Source organism: Campylobacter sp. RM16192 (assembly GCF_004803855.2).
Classification (GTDB): Bacteria; Campylobacterota; Campylobacteria; order Campylobacterales; family Campylobacteraceae; genus Campylobacter_A.
Map to the genome: position 1 here is coordinate 467,170 of NZ_CP012552.1, position 26,166 is coordinate 493,335.

Annotated in this window: 29 protein-coding genes and 1 pseudogene; 23 read left to right on the forward strand and 7 right to left on the reverse strand. The window is 33.1% G+C overall.

Features of this window, described 5'->3' with window-relative positions:
• Positions 1 to 9: 9 nt before the first annotated feature.
• The 3 genes from CDOMC_RS10255 to CDOMC_RS02435 form a co-directional block, all read right to left on the reverse strand.
• Entirely contained in the window at positions 10 to 132 is a 123-nt protein-coding gene (locus tag CDOMC_RS10255) for a hypothetical protein (RefSeq protein WP_257793015.1), read from the reverse strand.
• A 21-nt stretch (positions 133 to 153) separates the two neighbouring features.
• Positions 154 to 747: a metallophosphoesterase family protein gene (locus CDOMC_RS02430; RefSeq protein ID WP_172127616.1), complete on the reverse strand. Its 594-nt coding sequence runs from the start codon at positions 745 to 747 to the stop codon at positions 154 to 156.
• Positions 748 to 962: 215 nt separating this feature from the next.
• On the reverse strand, positions 963 to 2,462 hold the full coding sequence (locus tag CDOMC_RS02435; RefSeq protein WP_172127618.1) for a type IV secretory system conjugative DNA transfer family protein: 1,500 nt from the start codon (positions 2,460 to 2,462) through the stop codon (positions 963 to 965).
• Positions 2,463 to 2,587: 125 nt separating this feature from the next.
• Here CDOMC_RS02435 and CDOMC_RS02440 point away from each other — a divergent pair, with 125 nt between their 5' ends.
• The 16 genes from CDOMC_RS02440 to dcuC all read left to right on the forward strand — a co-directional run bounded on the left by CDOMC_RS02440 (position 2,588) and on the right by dcuC (position 15,207).
• Positions 2,588 to 2,929, forward strand: a complete 342-nt coding sequence (locus CDOMC_RS02440) for a hypothetical protein (RefSeq protein WP_172127620.1) — start codon at positions 2,588 to 2,590, stop codon at positions 2,927 to 2,929.
• Positions 2,930 to 3,192: 263 nt separating this feature from the next.
• Positions 3,193 to 3,804, forward strand: a complete 612-nt coding sequence (locus tag CDOMC_RS02445; RefSeq protein WP_185768474.1) for a hypothetical protein — start codon at positions 3,193 to 3,195, stop codon at positions 3,802 to 3,804.
• A gap of 107 nt (positions 3,805 to 3,911) precedes the next feature.
• On the forward strand, positions 3,912 to 4,700 hold the full coding sequence (locus CDOMC_RS02450; RefSeq protein WP_172127622.1) for a hypothetical protein: 789 nt from the start codon (positions 3,912 to 3,914) through the stop codon (positions 4,698 to 4,700).
• Between the two features lie 19 nt (positions 4,701 to 4,719).
• Positions 4,720 to 4,908, forward strand: a complete 189-nt coding sequence (locus CDOMC_RS02455) for a hypothetical protein (protein WP_172127624.1) — start codon at positions 4,720 to 4,722, stop codon at positions 4,906 to 4,908.
• 26 nt (positions 4,909 to 4,934) lie between these two features.
• A complete protein-coding gene (locus tag CDOMC_RS02460; RefSeq protein WP_172127626.1) occupies positions 4,935 to 5,813 on the forward strand; it encodes a Calx-beta domain-containing protein in 879 nt (292 codons plus the stop codon).
• A gap of 95 nt (positions 5,814 to 5,908) precedes the next feature.
• The gene (locus tag CDOMC_RS02465) at positions 5,909 to 6,367 is read left to right on the forward strand and encodes a hypothetical protein (RefSeq protein WP_170018797.1); all 459 of its coding nucleotides are present in this window, start codon (positions 5,909 to 5,911) and stop codon (positions 6,365 to 6,367) included.
• 11 nt (positions 6,368 to 6,378) lie between these two features.
• Positions 6,379 to 6,609, forward strand: coding sequence for a hypothetical protein (locus tag CDOMC_RS02470; protein ID WP_172127628.1), 231 nt, complete (start codon positions 6,379 to 6,381; stop codon positions 6,607 to 6,609).
• A 206-nt stretch (positions 6,610 to 6,815) separates the two neighbouring features.
• Entirely contained in the window at positions 6,816 to 7,787 is a 972-nt protein-coding gene (locus CDOMC_RS02475) for a hypothetical protein (protein WP_172127630.1), read from the forward strand.
• Between the two features lie 42 nt (positions 7,788 to 7,829).
• On the forward strand, positions 7,830 to 8,168 hold the full coding sequence (locus CDOMC_RS02480; RefSeq protein WP_172127632.1) for a calcium-binding protein: 339 nt from the start codon (positions 7,830 to 7,832) through the stop codon (positions 8,166 to 8,168).
• A complete protein-coding gene (locus CDOMC_RS02485; RefSeq protein WP_172127634.1) occupies positions 8,152 to 9,045 on the forward strand; it encodes a calcium-binding protein in 894 nt (297 codons plus the stop codon). Before CDOMC_RS02480 ends, CDOMC_RS02485 begins: the two co-directional genes overlap by 17 nt.
• A gap of 714 nt (positions 9,046 to 9,759) precedes the next feature.
• Positions 9,760 to 10,479 (forward strand): alpha/beta fold hydrolase, encoded by a 720-nt coding sequence (locus CDOMC_RS02490; protein ID WP_172127636.1) that lies wholly within the window; start codon positions 9,760 to 9,762, stop codon positions 10,477 to 10,479.
• Between the two features lie 270 nt (positions 10,480 to 10,749).
• Positions 10,750 to 10,998 carry a hypothetical protein gene (locus CDOMC_RS02495; RefSeq protein ID WP_172127638.1) on the forward strand — a complete coding sequence of 83 codons (249 nt, stop codon included), beginning with the start codon at positions 10,750 to 10,752 and terminating at the stop codon, positions 10,996 to 10,998.
• A gap of 2 nt (positions 10,999 to 11,000) precedes the next feature.
• Complete coding sequence (locus CDOMC_RS02500) at positions 11,001 to 12,692, forward strand: PepSY-associated TM helix domain-containing protein (RefSeq protein WP_172127640.1); 1,692 nt, start codon at positions 11,001 to 11,003, stop codon at positions 12,690 to 12,692.
• A complete protein-coding gene (locus CDOMC_RS02505; RefSeq protein ID WP_172127642.1) occupies positions 12,689 to 12,913 on the forward strand; it encodes a hypothetical protein in 225 nt (74 codons plus the stop codon). The genes CDOMC_RS02500 and CDOMC_RS02505 overlap by 4 nt, the downstream gene beginning before the upstream one ends.
• A gap of 215 nt (positions 12,914 to 13,128) precedes the next feature.
• On the forward strand, positions 13,129 to 13,833 hold the full coding sequence (gene pepE / locus CDOMC_RS02510; protein WP_172127644.1) for a dipeptidase PepE: 705 nt from the start codon (positions 13,129 to 13,131) through the stop codon (positions 13,831 to 13,833).
• Positions 13,834 to 13,917: 84 nt separating this feature from the next.
• Positions 13,918 to 15,207 (forward strand): C4-dicarboxylate transporter DcuC, encoded by a 1,290-nt coding sequence (dcuC, locus tag CDOMC_RS02515; RefSeq protein ID WP_172127646.1) that lies wholly within the window; start codon positions 13,918 to 13,920, stop codon positions 15,205 to 15,207.
• A gap of 150 nt (positions 15,208 to 15,357) precedes the next feature.
• Here dcuC and pepT read toward each other — a convergent pair whose 3' ends face one another.
• Positions 15,358 to 16,590 carry a peptidase T gene (gene pepT / locus CDOMC_RS02520; RefSeq protein WP_172127648.1) on the reverse strand — a complete coding sequence of 411 codons (1,233 nt, stop codon included), beginning with the start codon at positions 16,588 to 16,590 and terminating at the stop codon, positions 15,358 to 15,360.
• A gap of 255 nt (positions 16,591 to 16,845) precedes the next feature.
• Here pepT and CDOMC_RS02525 point away from each other — a divergent pair.
• Positions 16,846 to 18,135: pseudogene (locus CDOMC_RS02525) on the forward strand (dicarboxylate/amino acid:cation symporter).
• A gap of 37 nt (positions 18,136 to 18,172) precedes the next feature.
• On the opposite strand, the gene CDOMC_RS02530 reads toward CDOMC_RS02525, so the two are convergent.
• The 3 genes from CDOMC_RS02530 to CDOMC_RS02540 all read right to left on the reverse strand — a co-directional run bounded on the left by CDOMC_RS02530 (position 18,173) and on the right by CDOMC_RS02540 (position 20,892).
• On the reverse strand, positions 18,173 to 19,477 hold the full coding sequence (locus CDOMC_RS02530) for a cation:dicarboxylate symporter family transporter (protein ID WP_169973270.1): 1,305 nt from the start codon (positions 19,475 to 19,477) through the stop codon (positions 18,173 to 18,175).
• A 194-nt stretch (positions 19,478 to 19,671) separates the two neighbouring features.
• A complete protein-coding gene (locus CDOMC_RS02535; RefSeq protein ID WP_172127650.1) occupies positions 19,672 to 20,166 on the reverse strand; it encodes a peptidylprolyl isomerase in 495 nt (164 codons plus the stop codon).
• A gap of 18 nt (positions 20,167 to 20,184) precedes the next feature.
• Entirely contained in the window at positions 20,185 to 20,892 is a 708-nt protein-coding gene (locus CDOMC_RS02540) for a YebC/PmpR family DNA-binding transcriptional regulator (RefSeq protein ID WP_172127652.1), read from the reverse strand.
• A 117-nt stretch (positions 20,893 to 21,009) separates the two neighbouring features.
• Here CDOMC_RS02540 and CDOMC_RS02545 point away from each other — a divergent pair, with 117 nt between their 5' ends.
• The 6 genes from CDOMC_RS02545 (at position 21,010) to CDOMC_RS02570 (ending at position 26,157) form a co-directional block, all read left to right on the forward strand.
• Positions 21,010 to 21,561 (forward strand): GNAT family N-acetyltransferase, encoded by a 552-nt coding sequence (locus CDOMC_RS02545; protein ID WP_172127654.1) that lies wholly within the window; start codon positions 21,010 to 21,012, stop codon positions 21,559 to 21,561.
• On the forward strand, positions 21,561 to 21,764 hold the full coding sequence (locus CDOMC_RS02550; protein WP_172127656.1) for a heavy-metal-associated domain-containing protein: 204 nt from the start codon (positions 21,561 to 21,563) through the stop codon (positions 21,762 to 21,764). The genes CDOMC_RS02545 and CDOMC_RS02550 overlap by 1 nt, the downstream gene beginning before the upstream one ends.
• 1 nt (position 21,765) lies before the next feature.
• Positions 21,766 to 23,934 carry a heavy metal translocating P-type ATPase gene (locus tag CDOMC_RS02555; RefSeq protein ID WP_172127658.1) on the forward strand — a complete coding sequence of 723 codons (2,169 nt, stop codon included), beginning with the start codon at positions 21,766 to 21,768 and terminating at the stop codon, positions 23,932 to 23,934.
• Positions 23,935 to 23,983: 49 nt separating this feature from the next.
• Positions 23,984 to 24,541 carry a hypothetical protein gene (locus CDOMC_RS02560; protein ID WP_172127660.1) on the forward strand — a complete coding sequence of 186 codons (558 nt, stop codon included), beginning with the start codon at positions 23,984 to 23,986 and terminating at the stop codon, positions 24,539 to 24,541.
• Positions 24,538 to 25,350: a prolipoprotein diacylglyceryl transferase gene (gene lgt, locus CDOMC_RS02565; protein WP_172127662.1), complete on the forward strand. Its 813-nt coding sequence runs from the start codon at positions 24,538 to 24,540 to the stop codon at positions 25,348 to 25,350. The genes CDOMC_RS02560 and lgt overlap by 4 nt, the downstream gene beginning before the upstream one ends.
• Positions 25,351 to 25,452: 102 nt before the next feature.
• Complete coding sequence (locus tag CDOMC_RS02570) at positions 25,453 to 26,157, forward strand: fumarate reductase cytochrome b subunit (RefSeq protein ID WP_172127664.1); 705 nt, start codon at positions 25,453 to 25,455, stop codon at positions 26,155 to 26,157.
• Positions 26,158 to 26,166: the final 9 nt, after the last annotated feature.

Here is a 26,166-nt window from a genome sequence, read left to right on the forward strand (position 1 = left end):
TAAATTTCTTTAAATTTCCACTACTTTTGCTTTATAATTTGTAGTTTCGGACATAGTTTTAGTTTTATATCCGTATGAATTTACTATCACTCTTACCTTTTCATCGTATATCTTATAACTCTTTAGATGCATACAGAGGCTAATATACACTCTTTAAATCTTTATAGTTATAATCCTAGGCTTTATACTATCTTTATCACACCCCGGATTATAAATAACCGTATCTTTTAGCTTGTATTCTTTTTGCATAGGATTATGAATATGCCCCGATAAGACAAATTTAGGAGATATTATGCCTTTGCCTATTACGTAATATAACTTCCTACTTCCATAGTCATCTCCCTTTGGTCCTATTGCAGTAGGAGTTCTAGCAGGCGGAAGATGAGAAAGCAAGATATCACACTCTTTAAATATCTCATAGTTAGCTTTATGATAAGGGGCACAACCAAATTTTATCTTATCTATCTCCTCTATACTGTTATCGGAGTAAATACCTTCTATTTCATCTAACCAGAACTCATCCCATATCAGTCTTATATCATGATTGCCGCTACATGCAAATGTCGACTTAGTTAAACTCTTTAAGAATTTAGCAGTTATCTCTATCTGAAGATCAAGTCCTTTAGGATTAAGACCGTCTAGTAAATCTCCCGTTATACAGATGACATCATACTGTGGCTCTACATATTTAATATAGCTAAACCACTCTTCGTTAAAATGAAGATCGGTAGTGTGTAGGATTTTCATAGTTAAGCCTTTGGAAAAGATATTCTTATAAAATATTTTCTTATTTTCTTTCTTCTTTACGGGTTTTATAAAGTTGTTTATAGTAAAGATAGGTAAAGCTATTTTTATATAGTCAAATTTATCAATACTTTATCCTTGCACTCTTGCTTTTAAAGTATCGACTAAAGTCATGATCTTTATCTGACGTTTAAGTTGATGCTTTGCTTTTATTATATTTACAACAACTCAAACCACTCTATATCTAAATGCTCTTTGATAAACTGCATGCTTAGAGGTTTTTCTTGAATTTTCTTGTTCTTTAAATTCATAAGCTTTACTCTACCCCGTTCTATTAGTTCGCTATCTTGCTTTATGATACAATTTTCAAACACTCTTCCCAATACTCTTTGATGTATATTATTTATACTCTCGTATTCCATCTGGGCTTCATCTTCTTTTACGGTATCTATAAACATAGGATCTAGCTTTATCTTATCGCTATTATTATCTATACACTCAAATTTATCAAGCCCGCTACACTCTATATCTCTTCCTGCTACCTTGCACTCTACTTTGTTTTTCATAAAGTATCTGTTGGTTAAATTTCCAAACAGAGCCTCATATCTTATCTCTCCTATTGCTAGCTTCATTAGGTAGGGGTTTTGAAAAGAGATGATAAGTTCTACCTTGTTTTCTCTTAATATACTCTCTTCAAGTTCGCTATCTTCATTAAGCAGCTTTGCAGCTTCGTCAAGAAATACCGATATGTTTATCTTATTAGTATCGCTTACCCTATTTGTTAAAGAGGGTAAAAAACTAGCCAGTATCAGATTAAGCGCTCCCTTATCGCAGGAGCTTGCATTAAACACTACTATCTTTGACTGTTTTAGCATTGAAGCTATGGAGCCTTCTTTGGAATTTAAAGAGGGGTTATTCATCATAGATAAAAAAGGAGTCATCATCATAGAGTAGTTTCTAAAATCACTAAACACCCTGTCATCCGAACCTTCTGATTTTTTAAACCTATTTACGCTATTTAAAAAGGCTCTTATCTTTTTAATAAATATCATAGTATCTATTTTTAACTCGTCATACATAATCTTATCGTGTCGCTTTAGCTTATCTCTTGTATAGATAACCTCTTTTAACTTATCCATAAATACTCTCATCCGCTCTATATCTTGAGATAAATCTACTATGGTTGCAAAATTTGCATGATAGGTTCTTACAAGAGATTTTATCTTGATATAAAAGTTAAAATCAAGATATCTATCCTTATACTCTATGATCTTATGATATAGGCTAATAGCTCTTAATACTTCAAATGTATTTGTAGCTATATTAGAGCCAAATTCACTCCAAAAAGAGTTATCCCTCTCTTTCATACTTGCGGTTAAAGATTGCTTGAAGTCTTTTGTCTTCATATCCATTATAAAATTTATAGGGGTATCTATGCTTGATCCTACACATACTACGTCTTTTAATCTACCCGCTTGCTTTGCAAGAGCTTTTACTCTTAGATGCTCGCATCCCTTATAATCTATTATAAATACACCATGTCCTCTTTTAATACGGTCTAGTAAATTAGGATATATCATAGCAGTAGTCTTTCCGCATCCCGTCTCTCCTATGATAACCGCATGGGTAAAGTCACAAGGTATGATGGCGCTTGAACTACTATTATTTACGCTTTTACTATCTAGCTCTTCATCTTTTAAAAAACCTATTTGGCGCATGGGGGTCCTTTTATTTGTTTTTGGTATAATTTAACATTTTACATTAGCATTATACTAATTTATTGTATATATGTCAATAATTAATTAGTATTTTACTTATTATTTTATAGTATCGGTGGCATAAGATGGATGATTTTCAAACAAAAATGCAAAAAATGTATGATTATTACGGAGTTAAGAACGACAACCAGCTATCTATAAAATTAGGGTATACAAGCAATTCCGCTATACATAGATGGAGAAAAGAGAGAAAAATTCCCGACAAATACTTATTAATAATTAGTAAAAATACCGATACTATAAATAACAATACAAATTCACAACTGCAATCCTCTGCCGATAATCCAAAATTACAAAGTAAAGTATTTAAAGAATTCCTAGAGCTTTTTAAAGAGTATGGTAACGATAAGATACTGCTTCCTATTATAGACAAACTAAAGGAGATAGAAAGAATTTCTAAAGAGTAGCTTTACAGGCAAAGCAAGGTTTATCAAAAATTGTGCTAAGTTAAAGGATGTTTTTGGTTTTGGCTATTGGTGTAAGCATAGAAAAATATTTATATTATTTTATTTAATTTAAGATTTTATTAAAATTAATAATAGTATTATTTAGTTATTATCGTAATGGCTCTTTAAGGTTAATTTTGCATATAACTTTTTAAAAGGATTAATATGCAACACGCCAACACCAATTTCATTCCTCGCTCCACTATATCTCCAAAGGGGATGCTATGGGCATGATAATATTTATTCCTTACTTGGCATTTAGCACCATAGTTATAGTTATCACCGTAAAATACACTCAGAAAATTTGGATCAGAGGTGTCGTAATGGTTACACTATTTTTGATTCCTGCTTATGACATCATCATCACGAACATTCTTGGAGCATGTTATTGCGCTACTGCTCCGAAGGCTTTTATAAAAGAGATAAACTTAGATTACAAAAACAGCGATTTCATAGATGAAAACGGCAATGAACACAGACAAATTTCAAATGTCGTTTTTGAAAACGGAAACAAGGCTAGGATTAGCGATGTATGGCTTGATAATCAAACAGCCATAGAAAAATCACAAAGTATGGAATTTACCATCTCTTTAAATAGAGCATTGAAAAAAGATGAAACATTAATCTTATCCGTAAACGGAAAAGAGATAACTTTTAACTCCGGAGATAAAGAGAAAAAATATACCCATACTTGGAAAGACAACAATATAAAACAAGAAGACAAAGAATTCGAAGTAAGTGCAAATATAATAGAAACAAGCGTAGAGTATATCTTTGATAATGAAGCAAAATACGAACACAATGAATTTGCAAATTTAAATTTACTTGTTGCATAAATTCTTTGAATTCATAAAAGTAGGTTTAAATTTGCAAATTTAGTAAATTCACTATCAAACGATACTGACGGGATTTAAATTTACTATAAAATTTGAAAGGATTAAATTTGGAAAACTTTAAAAACCGGAATAAAGATGTTAGAGAAAATAATTTAAATAACTCTAGTGGTAATTTAAATTCAAACAATAATCAAAGAGATTATGATAAAGAGCCGTTGGTTGTAGAGAATAAAGCAGAATTTTATATGGCATTTTTTGGATTTTGTATTTTTGTTTTTATGATTTATATGTATTTATACGAACCAAACGAAACTAGATTTAGACATCTTTTTATTATTTTCCCTGTTTTTGGATTGCCATTTATATTTGATTTTATTCGTAATCGTAATAAAAAATATTTAATTAAATTAACAAATACAAAAATAATAAATAATTTGAATAAAAAACCGATAAAAACAATTTTTTTAGATGAAATTTTATATGTAAAAAGAGCATATTTTTTGCGTGATAGAAAACAGTTAGAAAATCAAAATATATTTTATAAATTCGCTTTAAAATATGACCCTTATTCCACAATAATTGCTTGTTTGATAATATGTTTTGCTGTATTTTTGATTTTAGTTACAAATTTTTCTATGAGTAATTATCAAGTTGTATTTATACTTTTTGTAGGGATATTTTCTTTTTGGATTTGTAAATTTTTATATTTTTTAATTTTTAAAAAGGAAATTAGATTTACATTTTATGATTATTTAGTTATTTATGCAAACGAAAAAAATATAAATTTTATTATACAAAGCAATAATGACTACAAATTACTAAGAGAATTTTTTATAAAACAAAAAAATATTGATATTGATAAAGTTGAATGCCATATTTGGCTTGATGATAAATAATTTTTTTAAAGGAGACAGGATGAGTGAAGTAAGAATTGTAGAAGCTAGTAGAGTATTAAGCGCAGTAGAGCAAGCTGTTAGAAATCTAGGTATTATAGATAAAGTAAATGATAATAAAAAACCACTTACATATTTTAGTGGAGTAATTGATTCTATGTATTTAGATGCAAAAAACAAAAAACACCATTGCCTGGCGGAAAAATTATAAAAATTGTTACAACTACTGGTGAATATATGTTTAGCACGGAAAAAGGTGAAAGTTTTGGAGAATTTTTATCTGGTATTGCTGGTGATTTTTTACAAGGATTTGCTTGCGGTGTAGTTGCTGGGCCAGCAGGAGTATATGTGTCTAGTTTTATCTCGTCTGCTACGGGTATGAGTTTAGGTGATTTCACAAAACAAGCATACAGATATTTATCGGGAGATGATAGTTCAGATATTACTAAAAAATTAGGAGTAAAAGATATTACCATCACCAACGGCTACCTAAAAGTAACTATGCCCGACGGCACCGTGTATGCTAGACCATTTAATGATAAATATCACGGTGGTTTGATTACGGGCGGCAGTAAAGGATTTGAATTTGTTGTTAAGTATAAAATAACCAATCCGTATATAGCAGGATTAGTTATTTTTGCAGGCTCTGCTATTGGTTCTTATTATGGTTCTTTATGGACTGATTTTGCATTTGATAGATTATTTAGTGATGGTTTTCCCATATCAGAATATCCAAATACGCCCCTTATCTCTATCTTAAATCCCACTGTAAACGAGTCTGATCAAGAAGTAGTATTTGATATAACTCTATCTAAACCTCTTGAAGAGGATCTTGAGCTAAGTTTGCATACATCAAACGGTACTGCCGTAGCAAGCGAAGACTATACCCCAAACAATACTACTATAACTATAAAAGCAGGAGAGACATCTTATAAACATAGTGTAGCTATAACGGACGATATGCAAAAAGAAGGTAGCGAGTATTTTACTCTTACGGCTCAAAGTATAAACATAACCGACCCAAATGATTTTGGGTATTATGTTATAAGTAGTGCTATTATTAACAATAAACAGGGTATAAACTCTAATATTAATTTTTATTGCAAAGTAAGTTAAATGCAAAAACTTTATCTCATGCTGATTTGGCAACCTATTTTTGGAAAGACGAAGAGAAGCCAATGGAGTAAAGCATTTTATATATATATATATATATGATCATAGCTCTTATTGTTTCATTTAACCTTTATCTTTCGTCGTTAAATTCTGTTTTGGAAATTCAAGACATGACGGTTAGAAGCGGAGAAATTAGTGGTATTAATAAGCGTCTATTTAATAGCTCTACTATGCTTACTCTCAAATCAAATAATGAATATTTTCGATATGTAGTTCATTCTATAGACCTTAAAAATATAAAACTAGGAAATACGGTTAAAATTTATAGCGTCAATAAAAATAGTACTATTTTTGGCATCAAAGAGAATTATATTGAAGAGATAAGAGATTTAAACGGAACATTGTTAAGCACAAAATATAATATGAATAATTCAAAAAAAGCCAATAATATAGCTTATATGTGGTCTAAACTATCCTGCAAATTATCTTTTATATTTTTTATATTAATAGTTTTAATAAATTTAAGAAACAATGAAAAACCAAATAACATTGTGTAAAAGGATTGAATATGGGTATTAAAGTCGATTCTAATTTTTGTACAAACTTGTTCCTTGCCACACATCCAGAAAAAGTATTTGGAGTTGGTAAATCTATGATAGAAGGTGATTATGCTACAGCAGCAGCGGGAGCTTTGGGGTTGTTGGATATGTTTTTGGGTATCGCAAATAAAGCAAATAAAATAAATACAATAAATAAAATAACTACTGGTTCGGCTTTTGCGGCATCGCTTATAGTATAGTAGATTTTCCGGAAGAAGAGTGTCCTAAGCCTATAAGTCCTAATTTTAACCTTAATTTTAGTATTCCTAGCTCTCCTTTATATCACTCAGGAGGCGGCGGAGGATGGGGAGGCTCCTCTAGCGTATATATACCAACCCCATCAAAACCCAGCCTTCCTAATATCCCTCAGATAGAGTGCCCTGATGAACCTGATTTAAATTCGGTAATGATATTTAAATTAAATTCTGCAAATCAAGGTGCAGGCTTTAGAAGTCTAGGCTCGGCTGTTCTCGCAAATTCTTTATACTCTACAAATTCGTCTAATGAGTCTAAAATATACTTTGATATGAATAATGACGGATTTAAAGAAAGAATGATTGATTGGTTTAAACTCGATGAAGGTGTGCTTGTAAATGATATAAATAAAAACGGAAAGATAGATAGCGGCAGAGAAATTCTAGGTAATCACTATTTTAATAAATTTGGAGATAAATCAATCGATAGTTTTTCTCTTTTAAAAGAGTTTGATACAAACAAAGACGGAGTTATAAATAAAGATGATAATACTACATTGAGTATATGGATAGATAAAAATAGCGACGGAAAAACAAACGAAGGCGAACTGATATCGATAAACGATGAAAACTCTCCAATAAAATCTATATCTGTCAGTACTCTTGATGCTCTTTTGAGCGGATATGATAGAAACCACGATATGAAAATAGATAAAAACGATCAAATCTATAATTATATCTACTATAGACAAAACTCCGATGATACTGTAAATTTATATATTTACGGAGATGATAACGCAAAGTCTTTCTTAGGGGATAATACTACAAATCAGACAATACTTACCGATAAAGGACTAAAAAGAGTAAGGGAAATAGTGTTTTATAAAGATCCATCGGAATTAAACTTAAAAGACAATTTGCAGTCCGATGATAAAAATGAACACTTGATAGGAAATAATCAAAATAATCAGCTATACGGTAACGGCGGCAGAGATATACTTGAAGGAGCCGGCGGTGATGATACGCTAGACGGCGGAGACGGTAGCGATAAGATATTAGGTGGAGATGGAAACGATACTGTAATAGGAGGGAGAGGCAACGACCGTTTAGAAGGCGGTGATTGGGACGATAGGTATGTATTTAGCAAAGGTGATGGAGTCGATGTTATATATGACTTAAACTGAAGAGATGTAATAGAATTTGATGATACTATAAATAAAGATGATTTGATAGTAAAGACAAACGGGGTTGATCTAAATATATCTGTCAAATCAAACACAAAAGGATTTTTGAGTAATCAAATCATAATTAAGAATTTCTATAGTTTTAGCAATAGGATAGAGGGAATCAAATTTAGCGATAATACTACTCTTAACGTAAGCGATCTGATTTCTATGATGGGTAGCGATAGTGATGACGATATATACACTACTGAAATAAGCCAAACTATAGATGCTGAAGACGGAAACGATAAAGTATTCGCAAATAGCGGAAATGACACCATAAAAGGTGGTAAAGGAAATGATACTCTGCATGGAGGATCGGGTAATGATATCTATATATAATAAAGGCGACGGTGTAGATGTAATAGAAGATAGTAGTGGCAAAGACAGCTTAGAACTTAAGGGTATCGATAAAGACGAAGTTAAATTTATGAAAGAAAATAGCTCTTTAAAAGTTTTTATGGATGATAAAAATCATATAACAATTACCGGCTGGTTTAATGAGCAAAATCAAATAGAAAGTATTAAATTTGATGATCAGACCGAACTAAAGCCAGGTGATATTATAAACTCTCTGGTGTCAAACGGAGATGACACTATAGTGGGAACAAACGAAGAAGACACATTGGATGGAAAAGAGGGAAATGATACCATAACCGGTCTTAATAAAAATGATACGTTCATAGGCGGAAGTGGCAATGATAAACTTTATGGAAATTCAGGCAATGATACGTTAATTGGAGGAACCGGTAGCGACTATCTAGAAGGCGGAGGTGATAATGATACGTATATTTATAACAAAGGAGATGGAAGCGATAAGATAAATGATACAAGCGGAAACGATAAGATCAAATTTAGCGATATCTTAAAAGATGATATATCGTTTAGAAAAAATAAATTAAATTTAATTATAACTATAAAACCTACGAATGACACTATTGAGGTTTTAAATTTCTTTACTGTAAATAACGCAATAGAAGAGCTGGAATTTAGTGACGGCTCAAAAATGACTAATTCTGATATAGGGAGCTTGTTCTCTTATACTTCAGGGGATACAGATACTATATACGCTAAGTCCAACGCTACTTTAAAAGGCGAAAAGGGAAATGATGTATACTCATACAAAAGAGGAAACGGAAAAGTAATAATAGATGATAGTTTTATAGAAAATAATATTGAAATAAATGCCGGCGAGGATACTTTTTGTCCGACAAGCTAGACAAAAATATCACTCGTTAGGGGCGCATCCCTAAGACCCCATTCTCCTTATTTTTTAGTAACTTAGATATTTTTATAGAAAGTAGTCTAGATAAAAATATAATTGTTTATGAGCAAATAATTACAATGTATGTCTTAGTTAGCGTATAATAGTTTTACGTTTTAAAATAATATTAAAACTAATTAAAATATTCACTCAAACAGTTTTGGTTTTTAGCTTGTTGTTAATATATATAGCTAGATTATTGTATAATTATCTATATATTTCTACGAGAAACCTAAAAACAAAAATATTCAATGGTTAAAATAAAAACTGCGCCTTGGTATATGGATTCCAAAATGTATCACTTTCTGTATCACTTATATTTTTAAATAATTTAAATATCAATAAATGCGCGTTTATTAATTATTATTCAAATCCCTTTCTGTCCGCCACTAAGCCCTAAAATACGGAATTTCAAAGCACTTTTTTAAAAATAAAAAATCCCTCTGCCGACTCTCGCCGGCAAAATAAAAAATAAATGCTTATATCTCGATTAAATTCATTTAAGTTTTAATTTATGTAATTTACATTTAGTATTATAATTATTAAATATATTATATTAATTTTTTATTTAAAGTAATTATGTATTTTAAAACTATACTATACTTAATTGTAGATTTTATATTGATAGTATATATAGCTTTATTCTCAAATTCTTAAAAGGAGTTTATTATGACTACATTTGTTCTTGTGCATGGAGCATGGCATGGAGGTTGGTGCTGGAAAGAGGTAAAAAGACTTCTCGAGGAAAAAGGCTATAGAGTATATACACCTACTATGACAGGACTTGGCGAAAGAGAACATCTAATATCCAAAACAATAACCATAGATACATTGATCAAGGATATTGCCAATGTTATCAAATACGAAGATCTTGATAGTGTAATTTTAGTAGGGCATAGTTTTGGAGGTGCCGTTATCTCAGGCGTGGCAGAACTAGCAAAAGACAAAATAAAACAATTAATCTATCTAGATGCCGCCATATTAGAGGATAACGAGTCAATGTTTGACTGCACTCCTGCTGAAGGAGTAAAACAAAAAAGAGAGTTAGCCGAGAAAAGTAGCAATGGCTTATCATTTCCGCTTCCTACCGCGGCTAATCTTGGTATAACAGATAAATCACAATGGGAATTTGTAGAAAAACATTTAACGCCACATCCATTGTCAACCTATGATACGAAAATAAAGCTAAGCAGTAAACCAGGAGCCGGATTTAACTGTAGCTATATAATCTGTACCAATCCTATATATCATCCACTAGACTGGGCGAAAGAACGTGCTAAAAAGTATGGTTGGAATATTGCTGAGATTAATACAGGACATGATGCTATGATTGCAGATGCTGTAAATTTAGTAAAGTTGCTTGTTGATTTGGATAAGCAAGTTGTGTAAATAGTTGCTGTTTTATCCATTAAATATTTACAAAAAAGATCTATGCACTATTAGTTATATACAAGGAAAATTGATATTTTTTATTAAAATTTTATAAAAACTAGTTACGATCTTGGTTAAATAAATTCGTTTTAGTCCAGTATTTTTCATATATACTATATAATAAAATATAAGCTAAAATAGTAATAAATATCATAATTGTGTTAAGTTGATTTTTATTCAGATTAATTTATAATCTTTAATTAATTTTTTAAAGATTAAGGATACTTCTTGCTTTCAAGAACTAAAGAATTTATTATTAGAACCGTTGCTTGTTGTGTATTCGGATTTATTATATCTTATTATTTAAGTGTAAAAATTCCAAATTTTTTAGATATTGTTCAAAATGAGAAGTTAGTAATCGCAAATTTTTTATTTATGAGTATCTTTACTGTTTGGTTTTTATTGTGCTATATTGTAAGTCTTAGATTGGTTTTTGTATTTATGGCTTTATTTACTACTTTGGCGGTTGCTATATGATAATGCTCAGGCTTTTTCATAGGTACTTTGGACTCGCTTCTACTTGGGTGATATTTTTTATATTTTTTAGTGGAACTCTGGCTTATTACAAAGACGATATAACTTTGTTTATGCAGCCTGAATACTATAAGTTAAACTACAAAAACAGTGAATACGTAGATACTTCTCTTAAATATCTTAAAAAGCATCATCCAAATTCCGATATTTGGAGGATAACTCCGCCAAGTGAATTTGCTCCTTATATAACTATATCTTGGCATGATGACGCAAGAGTGAGAGAGCATAGAAGAAACCGAAAAATAGTCAAGATAGATCCGGATACATCCGAGATTATAAGAGGTAGAAGCACTTACGGAGGAGGCTTTCTAAGTGCCCTTCATTATGATTTGTGGTTTATAAATAGAGTAACTGCACGTGAAATAATCGGCTATATAACTATAACTATGCTTTTTGTTTTATTGTCCGGTATTTTGATACATAAGAGAATTTTAAAAGACTTTTTCAAATTTAAGAAAAAATCATTTTGGATGGATTCTCATATTCTAGCTAGTGTCAGTGGATTTGTAATATTTTTAATGCTTGCTATTTCAGGCCTTTATCTTGTGGAGAGGTTTATGCTAAAGGGCATATATTCTGAAGTGGCCAATCAAAATAAGGCAAGTATGCAGCAAGATTTTAATGCTAAGGCTAAGGCTAGAAACGAGGAGCGTAAAAAACAAAGAGCGCTTGCAAAGGCGATTGCGGAGCAAAATCTAACTATTAACAAAGATTATGAAGTATCTAAAAATTTAGTCAAGCAGAATATAAAGTCAAGCGATATGAAGCCTTTGGCAATGCAAAATTTTGCTCAAAATAAAGAAATAAATATCACTGAGCAATCTTTATCAAAAATGAGAGAGCAGTTTGGAAAAAGCATGGAATTTATGGCTAATATGATGGCAAGAAGAGCTAAATTTATTCCTACCGCCAATCAAATTAAAAATATTGTAGATAAACATTCAAATGAAAATTTTGAGAGTATAGTTATCCAAAGAAACGTACAAGATACAGCTCATGTACAGCTAAATTTTGTGCCTAGTAAGCCATTTACAGATAAAGGATTGAGTTTTGAAGCTAAAATTTTTGATGCTGTAAGCGGAGAAAAAATTGAAGAGGTTTTTGAAAGAGAGATTCCTAGAGCCAATTTGGTCATGCTGTTTATGAGAATTTTTCATATAGGCGGTTTTGGCGGAGAGTTGGTTAGATTTATATTTTTTGTATTTGGTTGCCTTGGGCTTATTATGTGCGCTTCGGGGGCTTATTTATGGAGTCAAAAGCAACACTCTAAAGTTGCGATATATACGATAAAAGTATTTAATAATGCGTTTTTTATAGGGTTATTTACTGCTCTTGGTGTTTATTTGCTTGCAAACCAATTGATACCTTATGAAAATGAGATTAGATACGAATATGAAGTTTATGCCTTTTTTATCGCTTTTGCGTTTATTTCATTGATTGGCGCAGTATTTGTCAAAAAATATGGATACTCTTTAGGTTCTGTCGTCACTTCCGGAATTTTTGCTGTTGTTTTTGTGATCTCTATAGCAAATGGTTCTTTTACAAATTTTGAAATTTTTAAGATTTCGATCGCTTGCCTTTTTATTTGTCTTGCGTTTGCATGGCTTAGTATCAGATTTATAAAGGAGAAGGCATGAGTATTTTGCTTGGAATTTTAAGTATGGTTTTTATTGCTTTTGCAAGGCTGGACAAGAGATTTTATTTTGGCCCCATTGTTTGTCTTGTTTTATTTGTTTTTCTTATGATTATGAATGATAATAAATTTTTGGATTTTACATATTTTTTCTTTGCGGCAGGACTTTGCCAGCTTGTAATTAGTATTTGTCTAAATTTTAAAGAATTTAAAATTGATAGCTGAAATTTATGATTTTAAGATGGCTTTTTGCTTAAAAATTTATTCGATTTTTTTATTAAGAAAATATTTACTGAAGTGTAGCTTTTAACCCTTTTTTAAGCGATATTTATATATCGTTTTATAAATTAAATTTTTAAAAATTATTTTTTATGTTTTTTTAAATTTAAGGTTATTTTTAGAATATAACAATGTTAAAATATTTATTATAGGAGAGTATTATGAAAAAAGCTTTGCTTTTAAGCAGTTCAGGCTACAAGGATACTGGTTATTTAAACCACTGCAGACCTTGGATTAATGAGTTTTTGACAGAGCATGGAGTTCGAGATGAGGAGATACTCTTTATTCCTTATGCCGGAGTTAGACGTACAAACGATGAATATGAGCTTAAAGTTCAAGATTGCCTTCAAAATAAAAATATAAAATCAATTCATAGATTTAGCGATCCAAAACAAGCCGTGAAAAACGCTAAAGTAATATCAATAGGCGGAGGCAATACTTTTGTTCTGCTTCATTATCTATATAAATATGATTTAGTGGATGCAATAAGAGAGAAGGTTGAGGCTGGAACTCCGTATTTTGGCTGGTCTGCTGGCGCAAACGTAGCAGGAGGCACTATAATGACAACAAACGATATGCCTATTATAATGCCAAAACTTTTTGATGCACTAAATATCTTTCCTCATCAAATCAATCCTCATTTTATAAGTGGAAAAATAGCTGGACACAATGGAGAAAGCAGAGAAGAAAGATTGGAAGAATTTTTAATAGTAAATCAAGATAGTATAATCTATGCTCTACCTGAAGGAGTTGGGTTAAAGATATCTGGTAATAGTGCAAAAATACTAGGAAATGATGCTGTGCTTAAAATGCGCTACAAAAAAGATACAGAAAGTATCGCAGTAGGAGATAGTTTTACATTTTAGACAGATTTTAATTTTTGTTTAAATTTAAGATGAATATAATTAAACAGTATGTAAATATTATATAATTTATAAGAAAGGTTAAAGATGGCTACTTTAAAGCTAATATGTGCCGTTTTAGGCTTAGTTGCAGTTATATATCTGCTCATTAAAAAGAGAGAGACCAAAACCGTCCTTATAGGTGTCGGTTTAGTGCTTTGCGCGATTTGTCTTACTCCTCTTGATGCGCTTGCTCAGTTTACGAAGTCAATGACATCGGCAAATCTTATCAAGGCTATTTGTGCGAGTATGGGTTTTGCCTATGTTATGAAGGTTACTAAGTGTGATCAGCACCTTGTTACTCTACTTACAAAACCTATGAAAAATATAGGATTTTTGCTTGTTCCTATGACTTTTGTTATTACATATTTAGTTAATATCGCTATCCCTTCTGCCGCAGGTTGTTCGGCTGCCGTTGGTGCCACTATGATACCTCTTCTTATGGCTTCTGGTGTTCGTCCTGCTATGGCTGGTGCTGCTGTATTTGCAGGAACTTTCGGTGGAGTTTTAAGCCCTGGTTCGGCTCACAATGCTTTTGTTGCCAACATGGCAAAAGTAAGCATACCTGACGTTATTAAGGTTCAATTTCCCAACGCTATGGCGGCATTTATAGTCGTTTTAGTTGTTTTAAGTGTTACCGCTATTTTGTTTAAAGACTATCAAAAAGGTCAAGATTTTTCACAAAAACTTGGAGACGCAGCTACAGCAGAACCTACTAAAGTAAATGTTTTATTTGCTCTTATGCCTTTAGTGCCACTTATCATTCTTGTTATAGGCGGAACAGATTTACATAAAATTTCGTTTTTAACTTGGACTAAGATGGGTGTTGCTGAGGCTATGTTACTTGGTGCAATTTTAGCTGTATTTGTAACATGGACTAGCCCAGAGAAGATTACTAAAGAGTTTTTTAAAGGTATGGGAAGTGCTTATGCTGAAGTTATCGGTATTATTATAGCAGCTGGTGTTTTTGTTGCCGGTCTTAAGGCTTGCGGCGCGATAGATGCGATCACTGACGTGCTAAAACACTCAGAACAGTTTGTAAGACTAGGTGGAACATTTATACCTTACTTAATGGCTGTAGTTACAGGCTCAGGCGATGCCGCTACTATGGCATTTAACGGTGCTATAACAGTAAATGCTCAAGATCTTGGCTTCGAGCAAACTAAACTTGGTATGGCCGCTGCTATCGCAGGCGCTCTTGGTCGTTCATCATCTCCAATTGCTGGTGCTGCTATCGTTTGTGCAGGCCTTGCAATGGTAAGTCCTATTGAGATTGCAAAAAGAACCGCTCCAGCTATGGCTATAGCTGTTGCAGTAATAGCATTCTTTATGCTTTAAAATTTATACTTTAGAGGCGGACCTTCCCGCCTCTTTTTTAAACTACTTAATCTATAAATTCAAATTTTATATATATTTTATAATGTCTAAGTTTAAAGTATTTGTTTTTAAGATGAGTAAAAGGCTGCCTTAAACAGCCTTTTATGTTTGTTATTTTGCTAAATTTTTTATTATCTCTTTAACGACATTGCTTGAAGCATGAAGAGATTTAACTGGCAAGTATTCGTATATTGAGTGGAAGTTGTGTGCACCTGTAAAGATATTTGGGCAAGGAATTCCTTTTTCGGATATTACTGATCCGTCATATCCACCTCTCATAGGAATGACTTTTGGTGTGATACCTAAGCTTTCATAAGCTTTTTTAGCAGCTACTATAGGAAGGCTATTTTCGCCTTCTGTAAGATAGTTGTAAACATTTTTATATCTATCAGAAAGCTTGATATTTACCCTGCCGGCATCCCAAATTTTATTGCAAGAGTCTGTTAAATCTTGTAAAAATTGCATTCTCTCAGAATATTTTTTATCGTTAAATTCTCTTACGTCAAGTTTTAAAACTGTTTTTGCACTATTTCCGCTAAGCTCTTTTACCCAGTAGTATCCCTCTCTGTTTTCGGTATATTCAGGAGCCTCTCCACCTGGGAGCATAGAGATAAATTTATGTGCCATAAGAAGTGAATTTATAAGTTTGCCTTTTGCGTTCATTGGGTGGGCGGATTGTCCTGTAAAGGTAACTACCGCATCACCAGCATTCCAGTTTTCATATATGAACTCGCCTATGCCGCAGCAATCTAAACAGTAACCAAAATCTGTATTTATCTCATTTATATTGAGTGCTTTTGCTCCGCGAAGACCTTGCTCTTCGTCTGGCAAGAAGCAAGCTACTACATCGCCGTGCTCGACATCTGGATTTTGTACAAAAAATTGTAAAGCGTTCATAATGCTTGCTATTGCCGCCTTGTCGTCCGCTCCAAGTAGGCTAGTGCCGTCAGTTACTATTATATCATCGCCTACATAGTTTTTAAGCTCTGGAAATTCGCTCTCTTTCATTATGATATTTAGCTCTTTATTAAGACTTATATCTCCGCCTTTGTAGCTTACTATTTGAGCTTTAGTATCGTTTTTTTGCTCTGCGCTTGTATCAAGGTGTGCAAAAAATGCTACAGATGGAAGTTTTTTGCTTGAATTTGAAGGTAGAATAGCAGTTGTTATACTGTTTTCGCGTCTTTTTACATCTTTTAGTCCAAGCTCTTTTAGCTCGCTTTCAAGAAGTTTTGCGAGCTCCATTTCAACAGGATTTGATGGCATTATACCAGCAGCACCAGCTTCTCTATTTGTGGTTGTGTTGATTTTTGTATATTGCAAAAATCTTTCTACTATATCCATTTATTCCTCCTAAATTTAGATTAAAAATCTATAAAATTATAGTGTAATAAAAATTAAAATAAATTAATAAGTTTAAAATAAAATTTATAAATTTTATAAAAAATATTTTTTAAGCTAAATTCTACTAAATTTTGAAAAATAGATTATTTTTAACACTAAATTCAAATTTTTTCTATTTTTCTTTAAATCATTAGCCTTTTAAGACAAATAAGGATAAAATCAGATAGCAATCAAATATCAAGGAGGCTTTTATGACTGAGTCTAAAAAGTATTTTGGATTTTTACTTTAAAAGTAACTTATTGGTTAGAATTTTAATAGGTCTTATTCTGGGTGCTATATTTGGCGTGATATTTCAAAATGCGACAGGCGCGATAGATATATTAAAACCTTTTGGAGATATCTTTATAAGGCTTTTAAAGATGATTATGATCCCTGTCATAGTCTGTACTTTGATAGTTGGAGCTAGCAGTACTTCTCCTGCACATCTTGGAAAAGTCAGTGTAAAAATTATAGTGTTTTATATGGCTACTTCGCTTTGTGCGATAGTAATAGGACTTTTTGTTGGATCTATTTTTAAGCCAGGAGTAGGGCTTGAGTTGGCTCATATCGCAGGAGTGGCCAAAGAGGCTAAATCTCCTGGATTGGTTGAAATTTTATTGAATATAATTCCTACTAACCTATTTGGCTCTATAGCGAATGCCGAGGTTTTGCCGACTATATGTTTTTGTCTATTCTTTGGAATCGCTTTGGCTTTTTGCAAAGACAGTGAAAGTCAGGCTGTAAGAAATGCGGCTGATAATGTTTATCTGTTTTTTGAGGGCGTAAGTAGCGTTATGTTTAAAGTTGTTGGTTGGGTTATGCAATATGCGCCTATTGGTGTGTTTGCTCTTATTTTTATAGTATTTTCAAAAAGTGGCGCAGAAGAGGCGTTTGGTCCTTTGGCTAATGTGACTATAAGCGTATATATAGGGCTTGCTTTGCAAATTTCATTAGTTTATTGTGTGGCGTGCTTGATTGTTGGACTAAATCCGATTGTTTTTATAAAAAAAGTGCGTCCTCCTATGATTACTGCATTTGTTACTAGGTCTTCTGGAGCCACTTTGCCTATTTCTATGGAGACTGCTGAAAAAGATATGGGTGTACATAGAAGTATTTATGGTTTTACTTTGCCTGTAGGTTCAACTATCAATATGGATGGAGCAACTATATATTTATGAGTTTGTGCGATATTTATTGCAAACGTAGTAGGCATGCCACTTGATTTTTCTCAGCAATTAACAGTAGTAATAACTGCTTTATTGGCCTCCATCGGAACAGCAGGTGTGCCTGGAGCAGGAGCTGTAATGCTTCTTATGGTTCTTGAATCTGTAGGTTTAAAAGTAGAGGCTAGTAGCGTGATAGCTATAGCTTACGGTATGATTTTGGGCATTGATGCCATACTTGACATGGGAAGAACATCTATGAATGTAGTTGGAGATATGATGGGCGCAGTTTTTGTGGCTAAAAGTGAACGTGAGCTAGATGAGGAAATTTGGAATAGCTAATTTAATTTAAGAGGAGATTTAATCTCTCCTCTTAAAATTATGCATGAAATTCAAATTCTTCAGGATGATCTAATGCGTAGCGAAATTGCTCCATATTTACTTTCTTGTCCCAAATTGAGATGATTAGACATCCAACGGCATTACCACATAGATTTCCTACCGCTCTCATTTCTGACATAAATTTATCTACTCCTAGCAGTACTGCTACCGTAACTACGGGTATGCCTGCGCTAGGTAGGGCCGCTAGCGTGCCTGCTAAAACTATAAATCCAGATCCGGTAACTCCTACTGCACCCTTGCTTGTAACCATCAATATAACTAAAATTTGTATTAGGTGCTCGATAGTTAGAGGTATGCCAAAAGCTTGAGCCAGAAAGATAACGCTAAGGCTTAAGTATATATTGGTGCAATCAAGATTAAAAGAATATCCTGTAGGTATTATAAGCCCCACTGCACCTCTATGGATGCCCGCTTTTTCTAGTTTTTGCATAAGTGGTGCCAGAGCCGTTTCTGACGAGCTTGTCGCAAATACCACTAAAACTTCTTTTGCTATAAAGCGCATAAATTTAAATATATTTACTTTGGCAAAATAGCATATAGTGCCAAGAACCACAAAAATAAAAAATAGGCTAGCTGCTGCCATTACTAGTAGAAGCTCTATCATTCCTAAAAGTGAATCTATACCAAATTTGCCTATCAAAAATGCCATTGCAGAAAACGCAGCAACAGGGCTAAATAACATTAATATAGTAAGAAGCTTTAATACGTAATGTTGAACAAACTCAAGCGGTTTTAAAATTTTCTTTTTGTAGTCGCTCTTTAAAAAGGAAATAGTAATCGCAGTAACTATCGCCATAAAAAGCACTTGCAATGTGTTTGAATGCAAGAAAGGCGTTATAGGATCGCTTGGTACCGCACTTTTTAGTATTGACCAGACGGAGCCAACATCTTTATCTATATATGTGTATTTTTCTATGCTTCCTGGATCTAGTGTAGTCCAATCCAAATGCATATCATGTCCAGGTTTTAATACTTCTCCAAATAAAATTCCAACAGCAAGAGCTATCGTGCTTACTATTTCAAAGTAGATAAAGCCCTTTAGTCCTATACTGCCAAGATCCTTCATGCTTTCAAGACCAATAATACCAGATACTATAGTAAGGAAGATAATAGGCCCTATTAGAGCCTTTAAAGCCCTTATAAACCAGTCTATTCCCGGTTTGCTAGCCACACCAAGATCAGGGAAGGTAACTCCTACGAAAATACCAGCAGCTATACCTAAAACTACCCAGAACGCAAGGCTTGTAACAATTCTTTTAAATTTACTTTTTTGGGATTTTATTTGAGGTTGTTTTGAATCTTCACTTGAAACTTTTTCTATCAAGCATAATCCTTTAAATTAATTATTTTTTTTAAAGATAATGATATTTTATCCAAGAAATTATTAAATAAATATTATTGCAAAAGTTATATTTATAAATAAATTTTATGAGATAGTTAAGATTAAAGCTTTATAAGCTTTAATCTTAATAGTTTTTATAAATTATCTTTTATCTCGATAGAGTCTATTTTATCACCAGCTCTTATAGAGTCAAGTGTTTTTAGGCTTTCGTCATCTACGACCTGTCCAAAAACAGTATGAACTCCATCAAGATGAGGCTGTGCGCTATGGCATACGAAAAATTGACTTCCGCCGGTATCGCGTCCTGCGTGAGCCATAGATAGACTACCGCGTTTATGTTTGCTCTTTTGACCTACGCACTCGCATTTAATTCTCCAGCCCGGACCGCCCGTACCTGTACCGTATGGGCATCCGCCTTGGATAACAAAATTTGGGATTACGCGGTGAAAATTTAGTCCATTATAAAAGCCGTCATTGGCTAAAGTTGCGAAATTTGTAACTGTTTGAGGTGCTTCCTCCCCAAATAGTTCAAGCTTGATGTCGCCCTTTTGCGTATGTATAATAGCAAATTTAAATTTCGCCAACTCTTCTTTATTTATATCGTAAACTTTTAACTCTTCGTTTCTCATATTTTTCCTTATTAGTTTTTATTCAATATTTGTATATACCGCTTGGACATCATCGTCATCTTCTAGCTTATCAAGCAGTTTTTCTATCTCTTCCATCTGTTCTTCGTTTAAATTTATAGGCGAATTTGCAATGTATTGAAGACTTGATTTTTTAGCCTCAAGTCCAAGCTTTTCTATGCCGTCATGAAGTGTGCCAAAACTTGTGTAGTCGCCATAAATATATAAAATTCCATCTTCCTCTTCAAGCTCGGTTAGTCCAAAGTCTATTAATTCAAGTTCAATCTCGTCAAGCTCCAAATTTGGCTTTTCAAGCTCGAAAACGCTTTTTCTGGTAAACATGAAGCTAAGGCTTCCGCTTGGTAAAATTTCTCCACCGTTTTTACTAAAAATAGCCTTTACATTAGCTACTGTTCTTGTAGGATTGTCTGTGGCACACTCTACTGTGATTTGCACTCCGTGAGCCGCCTTGCCATCGTAAAAAATCGTTTTAATATCGGCGCTATCTTTGCCGCTTGCACGTTTTATAGCCGCATCTATATTGTCTTTTGGCATGTTTTCATTTTTTGCAGCAGCTATCGCAGAGCGAAGCTTTGGATTCATATCAGGATCTGAACCGCCCTCTTTGGCTGCCACTGTAATTGCTTTTGCAAGTTTTGGAAATACTTTACTCATCTTGTCCCAGCGTGCTTCTTTAGCCGCTCGCCTATATTCAAATGCTCTTCCCATAAAAATTCCTTAAAAATTTTTTGGCAATTATAGCCAAAAATCTTTTTATCATTTTTAAAAGCTAAAGTTTTAATACTGTTTGTGAAAAATTTATGTTTTGAATTTATAATTTGAATTATGATAATAAGAGCTAATAAAAAAGATTCTAAACGTTGCATCGAGTTGCTAAATTTGGCTATGGAAGATATCGCTTTTTGTCTCAGCGGCACTACAAATAAGAGTGAAAGCGATAAAATTTTATCTTCCTTTTTTACCCAAGAGATAAATAGATTAAGCTACAAAAACATATATATCTATAAAGACAGTGATCAGATTGTAGGGGCTATTTGCGCGTATTTTGGCGGAGATTTAAAGATCCTTGATGAACCTATAATAAACCATTTAAGATTAAAAGATCCAAGTGCCAATGTTGAAGCGGAGTGCTTTGACGACGAATTTTATATAGACAGTATAGCTGTCGATGAAAAATTTAGAGGTCGTGGCATAGCCAAAGAACTGATAAAATTTATATTTGAAATAGCGAACCAAAGAGGCATTAAAAAAGTGTCATTGATAGTAGATGAAGAAAAAATAAAAACGAAAGAATTTTATGAAAAATTTGGTTTTAAGGAAAATTGTATCAAAATTATCAATTCTCATAAATATTACCATATGATAAAGGAGTTGTAGTGGCAAAATTCAGAGTCGCAAATATTAATTGTGAAAATTGTGCGAATACTATTAAAAGATCGCTTGAGGATGAGTTTGGCAAAATCGATGTAGATCTAAGCGTAGAGCCTCGTGTAGTAAGCCTAGATATAGAAGATAAGGATATTGAAAGGTTTAAAACTGAGCTTGATGAGATCGGATTTAAAGTAATCGAGCAAATTTAATATGCAGAAAAATCTCAAATTAAATATCGCAGGCATGACCTGTGTAAACTGCTCGAATGCTATTGAACGAGCTGTAAAAAAGATGGATGGAGTAGTAGAGGCTAAAGTAAATTTCGCTAATGCTACGGGTGAATTTATAGTGCAAGATGAGAGTATTCGTCCCAAAATAGAAGAAAAGATAAAAAAACTTGGCTATGAAATCGCTAAAGATCTTGGAGAGTTCGAGAAAAAACGAGCCGCTCATATAAAAAATTTGAGAAATAACTTTATCTCAGCCACTATTTTTAGCGCGATAATAATGTGGCTTGAGATGAGCGGAAACATGAGTGAGCCAAAAGCCTTTATAATGCTGTTTTTGGCATTGATCACTCTTGCGATATGCGGAAAAGATTTCTTTATACACGCTATTGGAGCACTTAAAAACAGAAATTTCGATATGAATGTGCTCGTTGCACTTGGCACCTCGATGGCATTTTTATATTCGGTATTCGTATTTTTAGCTCCTAACCTTATACCTGAAAATATGCTTCATATGTATGTTTCGGGTTCAGCTATGATAATAACTTTCGTTCTTCTTGGGAAGTATCTTGAGGAGCGCTCTAAAGCTAAGGCCGGCGACTATCTAAAAAGCTTGATGGATATGTCGCCAAAGGTTGCCTTGGTGCTTAAACCAGACGGTCAAGCTGTAGAAACCGAAGTGGCAAATCTTAAAATAGGGGATATAGTAGTCGTAAAAACGGGCTACAATATTCCTTGCGATGGTGTTATTATAAATGGCGGAGCAGAGATAGATACCTCTATGCTTACCGGCGAGAGTCTGCCCGTATATAAAAAGATGGGCGATGAGGTAAATGCAGGCACTGTAAATACCAATGGATATCTTAATATAAAGGTTACTAAACTTTCAAGTCAAACTTTGCTGGCTCAAATTTTAAACTTATTAAGCGATGCTAGTACTAAAAAGATGCCTATTAGTCGCTTTGCCGATAGGGTGGCTAATATATTTGTGCCAACCGTGATAGTTATATCCTTTGTTACTTTTTTGGTTTGGATTGCTTTCACCGGAAATGCTACTCAGGGAGTATTAAGTGCGATTTGTGTGCTTATAATCTCTTGTCCTTGCGCATTAGGGCTTGCTACTCCTATAGCTATTATCTCATCACTTTCGCTTGGTGCTAAAAATGGAATTTTGGTCAAAAATCCCGAAGTCATAGAGATCATTCACACTGCTAAATATGCTATTTTTGATAAGACCGGAACCCTGACTCATGGTAAAATTTCTGTAAATTTTACAGACATAGATGAAGAAAATTTAGCCCCAATCGCAGCCATAGAGGCAAAAAGCTCACATCCTATTTCAATGGCCATTGTAGAATATGCAACAAGACTTGATATTAAAATTTTAGGAAATGAGAGCGGGTTTGAAAATATTGCAGGAAGAGGCATTAGAAGTCTTGATGAAAACGAGATAATAGTGGGAAATGAGGAATTTTTAAAAGAGTTTAATGTAGAAATTCCAAATGAAGAAAAGGAAAAAATACTAAAAGCTCAAAACGATGGAAATGGAGTGGTTTTAGCTGCTATTAAAGGTAGATACGTAGGCTTTATAAGCCTTAGCGATACTCTAAAAGAGAGTGCTAAAGAGGTAATAGATGAGCTAAAATTAAGAGATATAACTCCGGTAATGCTAACAGGAGATAATGTATTTACGGCTAAAAATATCGCTGGCAAGCTTGGAATAGAGCAGGTTTTTGCTGGAGTTATGCCTAATGAAAAATTTGAAATCATACAAAGGCTTCAAAAAGAAGCCAGAGTTATTTTTGTAGGGGATGGTATAAACGACTCTCCTTCATTGAAGCAAGCCGATGTCGGTATAGCTATGAGTAGTGGGGCTGATATTGCAAAGGATGCTGGCGATATAGTGCTAATTAAAAACGATCTAAAAAGCGTATTGCAGTCTATAAATTTAGCTAAGCATACGATGAAAACGATAAAAGAAAATTTATTTTGGGCATTTATATATAACCTTATATTTATTCCTGTGGCAGCAGGAGTTTTATATCCTGTATTTGGGCTTGTTTTAACTCCAGTTTATGGAGCTATCGCTATGAGTTTTAGTTCTGTTACCGTTGTTTTAAATTCAATAAGGCTAAGATTTAAAAAAATCTAAATTTTATTAAAATAGTTATAAAATGACTAAAATTTAAGAGGATTAGAGCATGAAAGTTGGCGAATTTTACTCTGTGGTTTGCAGAATTTTTGCACTAAATTTTTCAAACCATCCAAGTGAAAAAATTTTTAATGAAATTAAAAAAAATTCAAATTGGATTATAAAAAATCATAACGAAGCCAACTTAACAGGCTCGAAACTATATAAAGAGTCAATCGAGATGGAGAATGCAGAAGAGATCAAAGGGGATTTTTTAAATTTAAAAAAATATTTTAATGCGGAATTTTTCTTTGAAGGTGACAAAAAAAGACTTGAAAGTCTTTATAAAGTATGTAAATTTGAGCCAAATTTAAAGCTTAGCGAAATTGATAGCATGTCTACTCAGCTCTCATTTTTATCCTCTGTATTGCAGCTTAAGGCCGATAAAAAAACAGAAGAGATTTTGGGAGTATTTTTAAGCTCATATTTTTTACCTTACTCCAAAAAGTTATATCCAATGCTTCAAAAGGAGGCTAAAACTAAATTTTATCGCTCTATGGGCTATCTTTTTGAGGATTTTAGCGAAGGAATGGGAAAAATATTTAAGATAAGAGTTGTTCCTAGATGAGTTGGTGGAACAACATCTATAATAATTTTGATCCGGTAGCCTTTAAAATATTTGGACTTAGCGTTCATTGGTATGGGATTATGTATGTTTTAGCTCTTATTCTTGCGCTTGGAGTGGCTAAATTGATAGTAAAATTTGATAAGATGAATATATCGGATTCTCTACTTGATAACTACTTTTTCTGGGTTGAAATTGGAGTAATTTTAGGCGCAAGAATCGGCTATATAGTCATTTATGATCCAAATACCTTTTATTATCTAACTCATCCTTGGCAAATTTTTAATCCTTTTTATAACGGAGAATTTATAGGAATTAGAGGTATGAGCTATCATGGTGCGGTTATTGGATTTTTGATAGCGACGATCGCTTTTTGCAGGAAGTATAAACAAAATACACTTGCACTCCTTGATCTTTGCGCTCTTTCTATTCCGCTCGGATATTTTTTCGGTCGTATTGGGAATTTCTTAAATCAAGAGCTTGTCGGTCGTGCTACGGATGTTCCTTGGGGAATTTATGTCGCAGGTATGCTTAGACACCCATCTCAAATTTATGAAGCATTACTAGAAGGCATAATCATTTTTATTATATTATTTTTTTATAGAAAGTTTAAGAAATTCGATGGAGAGCTTATAGCTATGTATGCCATCCTATATACTATAGCAAGGTTTATATGCGAATTTTATAGGGAGCCTGACTTTGGAATAGGTTTTGTATTTTTAAATTTTTCAATGGGACAGATATTATCATTTATAATGTTTTTGTGCGGAATTTTTATATTTTTCTTTTTAAAAAAAAATTATACTAAATAATTTAACAAGAATTAAAGTTACAGTGTAGTATTATTGCATACAAATTTTAGGTTTATCAAAATTTGTATAAAGCTAAAAATTACAATATATTAAGGAGTGCTCATGAGTGGGCTTATAGAAGGGTTTCTAGGAAGGCAGGCTGACTGCAAAAAGAGTCGCTGTCCTGCGGTCTGGGACAGGTGGCAAAGTATAACAGGATTTATTCTGGCCTGTTTTATACTATGTCATATGGTATTTACTTCAACCATTTTACTTGGTAAAGATGCATTCAATGCCGTGGTTGGCTTTGCGGAGGCTAAATTTTTGTTTGGCGAAGCTACTTGGTGGATTACAAACGTAATAGCCGCTGTAATTTTTGTTGTCTTTATCGCTCATGCGTTTTTGGCTATGAGAAAATTCCCTGCCAATTTTAGACAATATTTGATGTTTATAGGACACAAAAAACGCATGAAACACCTTGATACTACTCTATGGTGGTTTCAGTTTTTAACAGGATTTGCACTATTTTTTGCCGCAAGCGGACACTTAGTAGATATAGTTTTTGGCGGACACATTACCGCTGATAGCTCTGCTGCAAATTTCGCTAGATTAGAAATTTTTTATCTTGCCTTGCTTGTATTCATGGTAGTTCACGCAGGCGTTGGAATGTATAGATTGTATGTTAAATGGGTAAGTATTGAAGGAGCTAGCAGACAAGAGATGTTAGCAAAAAGAAATAAGGCCAGAACTATAATTTTTGCCGTTTTTGGCGGGCTCGCTTTAATTGCATTAATTGCCGATTTCGTCTGGATCGGCCTTAGTCATTAATGGATAGGA